The sequence below is a fragment of the Kitasatospora sp. NPDC059803 genome (assembly GCF_042732255.1).
Classification (GTDB): Bacteria; Actinomycetota; Actinomycetes; order Streptomycetales; family Streptomycetaceae; genus Kitasatospora.
Window position 1 is genome coordinate 1 of sequence record NZ_JBHWIJ010000310.1, and the last position, 9,922, is coordinate 9,922.

Here is a 9,922-nt window from a genome sequence, read left to right on the forward strand (position 1 = left end):
CGGCGGATCAGCGCGCGGCGTTGGGCGCCCGGCTGGGCGTGCCGGCGAAGCGTCCTCGTACTGGGCCGTACTTGGGCGTTTCGCCGGTGCGTCCAGGCGGGATGCCCGGCGTCGCGCGCCCGGCGGGAATTGTCAGACACGCCCTACGGGCGCTCGCCGCGCTCGTAGCGGCCGACGACCTCTTCGGTCGGGCCGTCCATGATCAGCTCGCCGGCCTCGATCCAGATCGTCCGCTCGCAAACCTCGCGGATCGAGCTGTTGTCGTGGCTGACCAGGAAGACCGTACCGGCGGACTTGCGCAGTTCGTCGATCCGCTTCTTGCTGCGCTGCTGGAACGCCTGGTCGCCGGTGGCCAGCGCCTCGTCGATCAGCAGCACGTCGTGGGTCTTCGCGGCAGCGATGGCGAAGCGCAGGCGGGCACCCATGCCGGAGGAGTACGTGCGCATCGGCAGCGAGATGAAGTCGCCCTTCTCGTTGATGCCGGAGAACTCGACGATGTCCTCGTAGCGGCTGCGCACGTCGGCCGGCGCCATGCCCATCGCCAGGCAGCCGAGGATGACGTTGCGCTCACCGGTGAGCTCGTTCATCAGCGCCGCGTTCACGCCCAGCAGCGAGGGCTGGCCGTTGGTGTAGATGCCGCCCTTCTCGGTCGGCAGCAGGCCCGCGATGGCGGCCAGCATGGTCGACTTGCCGGAGCCGTTGGAGCCGATCAGGCCGATCGCCTCGCCCTTGTAGGCGGTGAAGCTGACGCCGCGCACGGCGTGCACCTCGCGCACGCCCGCGGAGCGCTTGCGGCTGATGATGCGGCTCATCGCCGAGGTGGCGCTGCCCTTGCCGGAGCCGGCGCCGTGCACCCGGTAGACGATGTGCACGTCGTCGACGACGACGGTGGGCTCGCGGGCGACATCCGCGTCCCGGACGGTGTCCAGCTTGCTCAGTTCGACGTCAGCCACGGCCGTACTCCTCCTCGGCCTTCCAGAAGAAGACGTATCCGATCACGAACATCACGACCGCCCACCCGATGGCGTAGGTCCACTGGTGGAGCGGGAGTTCCTGGTACGAGGGCTGGTGCTTGTTGTAGATGATCGGCGCGAAGGCGTGCCGCAGCAGGTCCATGTAGACCGAGGCCGGGTTGAGGGCCATCAGCGTCTGGATGTACTTGGGCCACTCCTGGATCTTGTCCTGGATGCTGAACATCACGCCGGACAGGAACATCCAGGCCCGCATCACGAAGGGGATCAGCTGGGAGATGTCGCTGGTCTTGGAGCCGAGCCGCGCCATGACCAGGGCGATGCCCGTGTTGAACATCATCTGCAGCACCAGGGCCGGGATGATCAGCAGCCAGGTCCGGCCCGGCTTGATGCCGCTGACCAGCACGGTGCCGACCAGCACCACCATCGAGATCAGCAGCTGCTGGAGCTGGATCACGGTGAACGCGATCGGCAGCGAGGCCCGGGGGAAGTGCAGCGCGCGGATCAGCCCGAGGTTGTCGGCGATCGCCCGGGTGCCGGACTGCACCGCGTTCTGGGTGAACTGGAAGACGAAGACACCGATGCAGAGCCAGGCGATGTAGGTGTCCGGCGGGAAGTTGTCCTTGCTCTTCAGGATCACACCGAAGACCAGGTAGAACACCGCGCAGTTCAGCAGCGGCGTCACGACCTGCCACAGCTGGCCGAGCTTGGCGTCGGTGTACTGGGCCACCAGGCGGGCGGTGGCGAAGGCCCAGATGAAGTGGCGCCGGGCCCAGAGCTGCTTGGTGTAGGCAATCAGGCCGGGCCGCCTGCCGCTCACGGCCAGGCCGTACTTGTCCGCAAGCTGCTTGGGGGTCAGGCCCGCGTCCACCCCCCTGGGGGATGAGAGGCTGACGGGTTCACTCACTGTCGACACATTCGTCCTTCACGCGGGATCGGTCGGGGCGGCCGGTCGACGGGGGTCCGCCGGCCTTGCGCCGATGGGGATCCACTGGATCACGGGGAGAGTCCGGCCGGTGTGTGGTCACCGGCCGCAGCGATCGATCATTCGATCAGATGACCGGTGGCCGGCCCAGCCTGGTCAATCGCCAAACGGTACGCCATCGCATGGGCCGCCGCGGACCGCAGGGTTCGCGCCAGCCCGCCCGGAACCCGCCCCACCAGGCCTTCAGCGCCTCCGAGGAGGGGCGGCGGGCCAGGGTCAGCAGGAACCAGGTTCCCAGATAGAGAGGCACCAACAGGGCCGGAAGGTTCCGTCTGGCGAGCCAAACCCTGTTACGGGCGATGTTGTGGAAGTAGGTGGCGTGCCGGGCGGGCGAGGTCGTCGGGTGGTGCAGCACCACGTCCGCGCGGTAGTCGATGGCCCAGCCGGCGTCCGCCGCGCGCCACGCGAGGTCGGTCTCCTCGTGGGCGTAGAAGAACTCCGCGGGCAGCTGCCCGGCCTGCTCGAACACCGCGCAGCGCACGGCGGTCGCGCCGCCCAGGAAGGTGGTCACCCGGGACGAGCGCAGCGGGTCGCTGGCGCGCAGCCGGGGGACGTGCCGGCGCTGGGTCACGCCGGTGTCGGGGTCGGCGATCCGAAAGGCCACGATGCCCAGCTCCGGGTCGGCGGTGAAGGCCTCGCGCAGCAGGCGGGCCGAGTCGGTGCGCGGCAGGTGCCCGTCGTCGTCCAGGAAGAGGACGGCGTCCACGTCCCGGCCGTCGCAGCCGAACAGCTCGATGCCGACGTTGCGCCCGCCCGGGATGCCGAGGTTCTCCGGCAGCTCGACGCTGCGCACGCCCTCCGGCAGCGGCGGCAGCTCGGCGCCCTGGCCCACCACGGCCAGCTCGACCGCCGCGCCCTCCTGGGCGCGCACCGAGTCGATCAGGGCGGCCAGTTCCTCGGGGCGGTTGCCCATGGTGATGATGACGGCTCCGAGGCGGAAGCTCTCCGCGCTGGTCGGGGCGCTCATCGCAGCCTGCTGGAGAGGACGATGCTCAGCAGGTGCAGCACGGTCTGCAGCATGGCGATCGCCGCCAGCGCCACCACCGCGATCCGGGTGAAGAACAGCCCGCCGTGGACGGCGTCGGCGATCCCGGCCGCGAGGATCAGCAGCGAGGCCTCGACCGCGCCGACCAGGCGGTGGAACTTCAGGAAGGAGGCCGCCCGGCGGGCCTTGGCCACCGAGGACGAGCGCGGCACCGCGGCGCTGTCCTCGACCGCCGTCAGGCCGCTGCGGGCCCGGGCCACGTCCACCAGGTCCGTCTCGGACTTGATCAGGATCGCGCCGAGCGCGGCCAGCGTGCCCAGGAACGCCCACTCCCAGTGCGAGCCGCCGCCCTCGCGGTGCAGCAGGTCGGTGGCGCGCAGGCCCAGCCCGGTGAGCAGGGCCGCCTCGGACATGTAGTGGCCGACCCGGTCCAGGTAGACGCCGGTGAGCGAGGTCTGCCGGCGCCAGCGGGCCACCTCGCCGTCCACGCAGTCCAGCAGCAGGTAGACCTGGATCAGCAGGGCCCCCAGGACCGCGCCCGCGATGCCCGGTACGACCAGCGCGACGCCGGCCAGGACGCCGGTGAACATCATCAGGTACGTCAGGCCGTTCGGCGTGATCGCCGTCACGGTGGAGAGCACGCGGGTGATCCGCAGCGAGATCCGCCGCATGTACAGGCGCCCGGCCCAGTGCTCGGCGCTGCGGCGCTGGAGCATGCCCTCCGGGTGGATCACCGCGCGCAGTTCCTCGATCGAGGGCCGGCGGGTCAGGTCCACCGGGGGCCGCTCGGCGCCCGTGGTGGAGGGGTCAGCTGTTGACGGCTTGGACATAGTCGGCGTACGCGTCCCTGATTGCTGAGGGGGAGAGGTCGAGGTGCTCAAGGATGGTGAAGCGCCCCGGGCGGGTGTTCGGAGCGTAGTGCACCGCGTCGGTGAACTCCGCCTCGGTGAAACCGATCTGAGCTGCGGTCACCGGCAGTCCATGGCTCGCCAGGCGCTCCACGATCAGACCGGTCAGCTCGCGCTCGCCCCGCAGGAAGCTGGCGAACGCGGCGCCGAGGCCGACCTGTTCGCCGTGCTGGGCGGAACGCTTGGGGTACAGCACGTCCAGAGCATGCGAGATCTCGTGGCAGGCACCCGAGGAAGGCCGGGTGCTGCCCGCGATGTTCATCGCGATGCCGGACAGTACCAGGGCTTCCGCGAGGGCCGTGAGGAGGTCCTGATCCTGAGTGTTACCTGGGTGCCGCAGCAGGTTCTCGCCGGCCGAGCGGGCCATCGCCACGGCCAGTCCGTCCACCGGCTCGCCGGTGACCGCGTGCGACAACTCCCAGTCCGCGCAGGCGGAGATGTTGGAGACCACGTCGCCGATGCCGGCTGCCACGAAGCGCGGCGGGGCCTGCCGGATCACGTCCAGGTCGACGATGATGCCGATCGGGCTGGGCACCCCGTAGGAGCCGCGGCCGGCGTCGTTGTCGAGCGTGGAGACCGGCGAACAGATGCCGTCGTGGGCCAGGTTGGTGGCGACCGCGACCAGCGGCAGGCCGACTCGGGCGGCGGCGTACTTGGCGGCGTCGATGATCTTGCCACCGCCGAGGCCGACCATCGCGTCGTAGTGTCCGCCGCGCACCGACTCGGCCAGGCGCACCGCGCTGTCCAGGCTGCCGTCGTCGACGTTGTACCAGTCGGCGCCGGGCAGGGCCGGCTCCAGGCGCCGGCGCATCGCCGCGCCCGAGCCGTTGCTGATCGCCACCGCGATCCGGCCCGAGGCGGACAGCCGCTGGTCGGCGAGGATGCCGCCGAGCGCGTCCAGCGCGCCCGGGCGGACCTCGACGAACAGCGGCGACGGAACCAGCCGGGTCAGTACTGGCACGCGATCTCCCGCGCCTTCGCCAGGTCGTCGTGGTTGTCGACCTCGACCCAGGAGACCTCGCCGATCGGCTGCACGTCGATCCGCAGGCCGCGGTCGACCATCTCCTGGTAGCCGTCCTCGTAGTACAGCTGCGGGTCGCGCTCGTAGGTGGCGCGCAGCGCGTCGGTCAGGTCGGCGGCGGCGGCGGGGTTGATCACGGTGACGCCGATGTACTCGCCGGTGGCCTCGGTGGGGTCCATCAGCTTGGTGATGCGGCGCATGCCGGCGGCCGGGTCGACGACGACCTTCATCTCCTCGTCGGCGAGCTTCTTCACCGTGTCGAGGGCCAGCAGGATGCCGGGGGCGGTGCCGGCCTCGACGAGGCGCTGGTTGCCCTCCAGCATGGTGCGCTGCACGGACGACGGGTGCACGGTGTCGCCGTTGGCCAGCAGCAGGCCCTCGGCGAAGAGCTCGCGGGCGCACCAGAGCGAGTACGCGTTGTTCCACTCCTCGGCCTTGTCGTTCTCGACCAGGTGGAGCTTGACGCCGTACTTGCTCTCCAGGGCGTCCTTGCGGTCGTACACCGCTTCCTTGCGGTAGCCGACGACGATCGCGGCCTCACGGATGCCGACCTCGGCGAAGTTGCCGAGGGTGAGGTCCAGCACGGTCCGCTCCCCGTCGACCGGCACCAGCGCCTTGGGCAGGGTGTCGGTGTACGGGCGCAGCCGGCGGCCGGCGCCGGCTGCCAGAACGAGGCCGATCATGCGGGGTCTCCTGATCCGTCGTGCGGTGCGCGGGGCGGTGCGCGCGGGGTGCTGGGGCACCGGCTTTCCGTCCGGCCGGGCCGCGAATCGGCGCGCCGGTGCCGCCGCGAGTGCGGGCACCGTGCCGTAAGCGATGGTAGGCGACCCGGGCGGCCGACCCGAACGCGGCCGGGGGCCGCGAGGTGACGGGAGGGTGGCGAAGCGGTGATCGAACGCGGGGGCGAGGCGATGATCGAACGAGGGGGCGAAGCGGTGATCGAACGCAACTCGAACGAATGCCGAACAATTCTGCTATTCCGATGACCCTTCCGGGAGCGACTTGGACCCATCTGTGCCCGGAATCGACCTGCGGACGGTCATGATCCGCCCGGTTGTGCGTGGGACCCGTCCCCACCGCCACCCATACGGCAGACTGGAGCCCGACGCCGGCGCCGGTGCCCCCGCTGCGTCCGCTGCACCCGGTGTACCGGACGTACCCCGATGCTTCCGTTGCTCCCCCCTCCCGAAAGAGGCCCCATGCCCCAGAGCCTGCCGACCAACCCGACACACTTCGACTCCGAGATCGACACCGGTCTCGACGTCGAGACGGACGTGACGGTCGCCCCGGGGGCCTCGACCGGGACCGCCGACGCCGGTCCCGAGATCCTGCTGGAACTGGTCGACGACGAGGGCGTCACCACCGGCACCGCCGAGAAGCACTGGGCACACCAGCAGCCCGGCCGGCTGCACCGCGCGTTCTCGGTCTTCCTCTTCGACCGCCAGGGGCGGCTGCTGCTCCAGCGGCGGGCACTCGGCAAGTACCACTCCCCCGGCGTCTGGTCGAACACCTGCTGCGGCCACCCGTACCCGGACGAGCCCCCGTTCGTCGCCGCCGCCCGACGCACCGCCGAGGAGCTCGGCATCGCGCCGGCACTGCTCTGCGAGGCGGGTACGGTCCGTTACGACCTGCCGGACGAGGCCACCGGGCTGATCGAGCGGGAGTGGAACCACCTGTTCGTCGGGCTGGTGACCGCGCCCGTCGAGCCCAACCCCGACGAGGTGGACGACTACGCCTTCGTGACCGCGCAGGAACTGCGGGAGCTGCGCGCCGAGCGGCCGTTCTCGGTGTGGTTCGAGACGGTCTTCGAGGCGGCGCTGCCGGGGATCCGGGAGATCGCCGGGCGGGACTGGTAGGCGGGCGGGACCGGTCGGCGGGCCCGCGGCGCTCAGTCGTCGGTCTCCGGGGGGACGGGCAGCGAGGCCCAGATGACCTTGCCGCCCTCCCCCGTCCGCTCCACGTCGCACACCCCGCCGGCCTGCAACGTCACGCTCTTCACCAGCAGCAGGCCGCGGCCACCGGTCCGCCCGGTGTCGCTCTCCAGCGCCTTCGGCCGGTACGGGTCACCGTCCTCGACCGACACCCGGACCCAGCCCCGGCGGACCGCCAGCTCGGTCGTCACCTCCGGCGACAGCTTCGCCGCGTGCGTCACCGCGTTGCTCACCAGCTCCGAGACGATCAGCAGCACGTCGTCCACCAGCTCCTGGTAGCGCACCCCGGCCATCCCCTGGGCCAGCAGGCGGTCACGGACCGCGTGCCGGGTCAGCGGCACCGAGGCCTCCTCGGCCGGCACCGGGAAGCGCCACACGCCCTCGACCGGTCCGGCGGGTGCGCGTTCCGGCCCGGTGCGTTCCGGCCCGGTGCGTCTTGGCTCGGCGGGTGCGCGCTCCGCTCCGGCGCGTCTCGGCTCGGCCTTCGCCGCCCCGCTGATCTGCTCCACGTCCAGCCGCCCTTCGTCCGCGACCCGGGAGTGTCCGCGACCCGGGAATCAGGCGTTCCGCTCATGGCGCCCTCGATCCACAGAGGCTAGGAGAGGCACCGCCGGGACCGTGGCACCGTCGACAACTTGCCCGTGTCGGACCGCTTCCGGCCGGAACGGACCGCGGCCGCCGCCGGGGTCGACCGTTTCCTTCGCGCTCGCCACCGCTTCGGCCGGGGTTCGCGCACCGTGGCGACCCATCCCAGCCAGCCCGACCACCCCGACCGACCCGGACATCCCCCCACCCGGGGAAACGCAGGTGAGAAGCACTCCAGAACCCTGGTAATGTTCTCTCTGTCGCCGAGGGGGCGAGAAAAACCCCGAAGCACACACCCTGTCCGGGTGGCGGAATGGCAGACGCGCTAGCTTGAGGTGCTAGTGCCCTTTATCGGGCGTGGGGGTTCAAGTCCCCCCTCGGACACAACCGAATTCCCCGTGGGATCCGAAAGGAACCCGCGGGGAATTTCTTTTTCCCGGCGCGCCGTCGCCATCCACGGGTTCTCTCGGGTTCTCTCGAGTTCTCGCAGGTCCTCTCGGGTTCTCCGTGCGGACCGGGTGGCCGCTGCGGCGCTCGCGACCCCCGCAACCGCTGTGACCCAGGCGACTTCTGCGGCTGTCGTGACCCGGAAAGCGGACACGAGATGGCAACGATCGGACAGTTTGAGCTTCCCTTGAGGTATTCGCCCGTTTTGGCCCCATAGGCTGTCTCCGTTTGTCCGGAAACCAGCGTAAAAACCACGACACCACCCGATGAAACCCCGAGCGAGAGGACCGATACGTTGAGTGAGCCAGAGTCTCCGACGGCATCACATCAGAACTACCGGCGATCGCTCGGCACCATCAGCCTCACCGCCGTGGGGCTCGGATCGATCATCGGATCCGGGTGGCTGTTCGGCGCCGAGCGCGCCGCCCGGCTGGCCGGCCCCGCGTCGATCCTGGCCTGGGTGATCGGGGCCGCCGTGGCACTGACCATCGCGCTCACCTACAGCGAGCTCGGGTCGATGTTCCCCAAGGCCGGCGGCATGGTCCGGTACGGCCAGTACTCGCACGGCTCGCTGGCCGGCTACCTCGCCGCCTGGGCCAACTGGATCGCCATCGTCTCGGTCATCCCCGGCGAGGCCACCGCCTCCGTCCAGTACATGAGCTCCTGGCACTTCGGCTGGGCACAGGGGCTGTACAACGGCAAGGAACTCACCCTGAGCGGGGTGGCACTGGCCAGCGTGCTGCTGGTCGGCTACTTCATCCTCAACTGGTTCGCCATCACGATGTTCGCCAAGACCAACACGGCGATCACCGTCTTCAAGGTCATCGTCCCGACCCTGACCGCCGGCGCGCTGCTGTTCGCCCACTTCGACACCGCCCACTTCACCGACCACGGCGGCTTCGCGCCGAACGGCTGGAGCGCCGTGTTCACCGCCGTCGCGGTGTCCGGCATCGTCTGGGCCTTCAACGGCTTCCAGTCCCCGCTCAACCTGGCCGGCGAGGCCCGCAACCCCGGCAAGTCGCTGCCCAAGGCCGTCATCGGCTCGATCCTGATCGCCCTGGTGATCTACGTCGCGCTGCAGATCGCCTTCATCGGTGCCATCCCGGCCGCCGACCTGTCGCACGGCTGGAGCAGCCTCGCCTACACCTCGCCGCTCGCCGACCTCGCGATGGTCTGGGGCCTCAACTGGCTCGCCCTGCTGCTGTACGCGGACGCCTTCGTCTCCCCCAGCGGCACCGGCATGATCTACGCCGCCACCACCTCGCGCATGATCCACGGCGTGCAGGAGAACGGCCACCTGCCGAAGATCTTCGGCAAGGTCGACGCCAAGACCGGCATCCCGCGCCCGGCCCTGGTGCTCAACCTGGTGGTCGCCTTCCTGTTCCTCGCGGTCTTCCGCGGCTGGGGCTCGCTGGCCGAGATCGTCTCGGTCGCCACCGTGATCTCGTACGTCACCGGCCCGGTCGCCGTGATGGCGCTGCGCCGCCTCGCGCCGGACCTGCCCCGGCCGGTCCGGCTGCGGGCCATGCCGGTCATCGCGCCCGTGGCGATGGTGTTCGGCTCGCTGGTCCTGTACTGGGCCCGCTGGCCGCTCACCGGCAAGGTCATCCTGCTGATGGCCGCCGGTCTGCCGATCTGGGCCTGGTACGAGCTGCGCAAGCCGTGGGCCGAGCTGAAGCCGCACCTGAAGGCGGGCGCCTGGATGGTCGCGTACCTGTTCGTGATGGCCGGCGTCTCCTGGGCCGGCAGCACCGACTTCGGCGGCCAGGGCTACCTGCCCGAGGGCTGGGACCTGCTGGTCGTCGCGGCCATCGCGCTGGCCTTCTACCACTGGGGCGTCGCCAGCGCATGGGCCAACCCGTCCCTGGCCGCCGTCCGGCGCGAGCTGGCCGAGGAGGCTGCGGCCGCCGAGGGCTCCGACGGCTCTGCGGGCTCCGCGGGCTCCGGCCAGGAGCCGCGGGAGGCCTCGCGGGCCTGAGGGAGCGCACAAAGCCGCATCTGGGGCGGGGGGTTTGGTGAGCGCCCGCGAGGGGGTGGGGGGGGGGGCCGCGGGGGGGGGGGGGGGGCGGGGCGAGGCTGACACGCCGCC

General features: G+C 70.8%; 9 protein-coding genes and 1 tRNA gene. 3 read left to right on the forward strand and 7 right to left on the reverse strand.

What is annotated here, in order from left to right; genetic code table 11:
• Window positions 1–143: 143 nt before the first annotated feature.
• From ACFV6I_RS33160 to ACFV6I_RS33185, 6 genes are all read right to left on the reverse strand, one after another.
• The gene (locus tag ACFV6I_RS33160; protein ID WP_063350095.1) at window positions 144–953 is read right to left on the reverse strand and encodes an ABC transporter ATP-binding protein; all 810 of its coding nucleotides are present in this window, start codon (window positions 951–953) and stop codon (window positions 144–146) included.
• On the reverse strand, window positions 946–1,887 hold the full coding sequence (locus tag ACFV6I_RS33165; protein WP_380373811.1) for an ABC transporter permease: 942 nt from the start codon (window positions 1,885–1,887) through the stop codon (window positions 946–948). Before ACFV6I_RS33165 ends, ACFV6I_RS33160 begins: the two co-directional genes overlap by 8 nt.
• Before the next feature lie 136 nt (window positions 1,888–2,023).
• Window positions 2,024–2,923: a glycosyltransferase family 2 protein gene (locus tag ACFV6I_RS33170; protein ID WP_380429393.1), complete on the reverse strand. Its 900-nt coding sequence runs from the start codon at window positions 2,921–2,923 to the stop codon at window positions 2,024–2,026.
• A complete protein-coding gene (locus tag ACFV6I_RS33175; RefSeq protein WP_063351558.1) occupies window positions 2,920–3,657 on the reverse strand; it encodes a CDP-alcohol phosphatidyltransferase family protein in 738 nt (245 codons plus the stop codon). The genes ACFV6I_RS33170 and ACFV6I_RS33175 overlap by 4 nt, the downstream gene beginning before the upstream one ends.
• Before the next feature lie 91 nt (window positions 3,658–3,748).
• Window positions 3,749–4,810 (reverse strand): iron-containing alcohol dehydrogenase family protein, encoded by a 1,062-nt coding sequence (locus tag ACFV6I_RS33180; RefSeq protein WP_063350092.1) that lies wholly within the window; start codon window positions 4,808–4,810, stop codon window positions 3,749–3,751.
• Complete coding sequence (locus tag ACFV6I_RS33185) at window positions 4,798–5,553, reverse strand: sugar phosphate nucleotidyltransferase (protein WP_063350091.1); 756 nt, start codon at window positions 5,551–5,553, stop codon at window positions 4,798–4,800. Before ACFV6I_RS33185 ends, ACFV6I_RS33180 begins: the two co-directional genes overlap by 13 nt.
• Window positions 5,554–6,069: 516 nt before the next feature.
• On the opposite strand from ACFV6I_RS33185, the gene idi reads away from it, so the two are divergent.
• Window positions 6,070–6,726, forward strand: coding sequence for an isopentenyl-diphosphate Delta-isomerase (gene idi, locus ACFV6I_RS33190; RefSeq protein WP_380429397.1), 657 nt, complete (start codon window positions 6,070–6,072; stop codon window positions 6,724–6,726).
• Between the two features lie 32 nt (window positions 6,727–6,758).
• Here idi and ACFV6I_RS33195 read toward each other — a convergent pair whose 3' ends face one another.
• Window positions 6,759–7,301 carry an ATP-binding protein gene (locus ACFV6I_RS33195; RefSeq protein WP_079136359.1) on the reverse strand — a complete coding sequence of 181 codons (543 nt, stop codon included), beginning with the start codon at window positions 7,299–7,301 and terminating at the stop codon, window positions 6,759–6,761.
• Between the two features lie 384 nt (window positions 7,302–7,685).
• Between ACFV6I_RS33195 and ACFV6I_RS33200 the strand changes: the two genes are divergently transcribed.
• Together ACFV6I_RS33200 and ACFV6I_RS33205 are read left to right on the forward strand one after the other, a co-directional pair.
• A tRNA-Leu gene (locus ACFV6I_RS33200) sits at window positions 7,686–7,770 on the forward strand.
• 358 nt (window positions 7,771–8,128) lie between these two features.
• Complete coding sequence (locus ACFV6I_RS33205) at window positions 8,129–9,811, forward strand: APC family permease (protein ID WP_380429400.1); 1,683 nt, start codon at window positions 8,129–8,131, stop codon at window positions 9,809–9,811.
• Window positions 9,812–9,922: the final 111 nt, after the last annotated feature.

Bases quoted from the DNA above. Each gene is read 5' to 3' on its own strand.
- ACFV6I_RS33170 (WP_380429393.1), bottom strand. From the start codon at position 2,923: ATGAGCGCCCCGACCAGCGCGGAGAGCTTCCGCCTCGGAGCCGTCATC.
- ACFV6I_RS33175 (WP_063351558.1), bottom strand. From the start codon at position 3,657: ATGCTCCAGCGCCGCAGCGCCGAGCACTGGGCCGGGCGCCTGTACATG.
- ACFV6I_RS33185 (WP_063350091.1), bottom strand. From the start codon at position 5,553: ATGATCGGCCTCGTTCTGGCAGCCGGCGCCGGCCGCCGGCTGCGCCCG.
- idi (WP_380429397.1), top strand. From the start codon at position 6,070: ATGCCCCAGAGCCTGCCGACCAACCCGACACACTTCGACTCCGAGATC.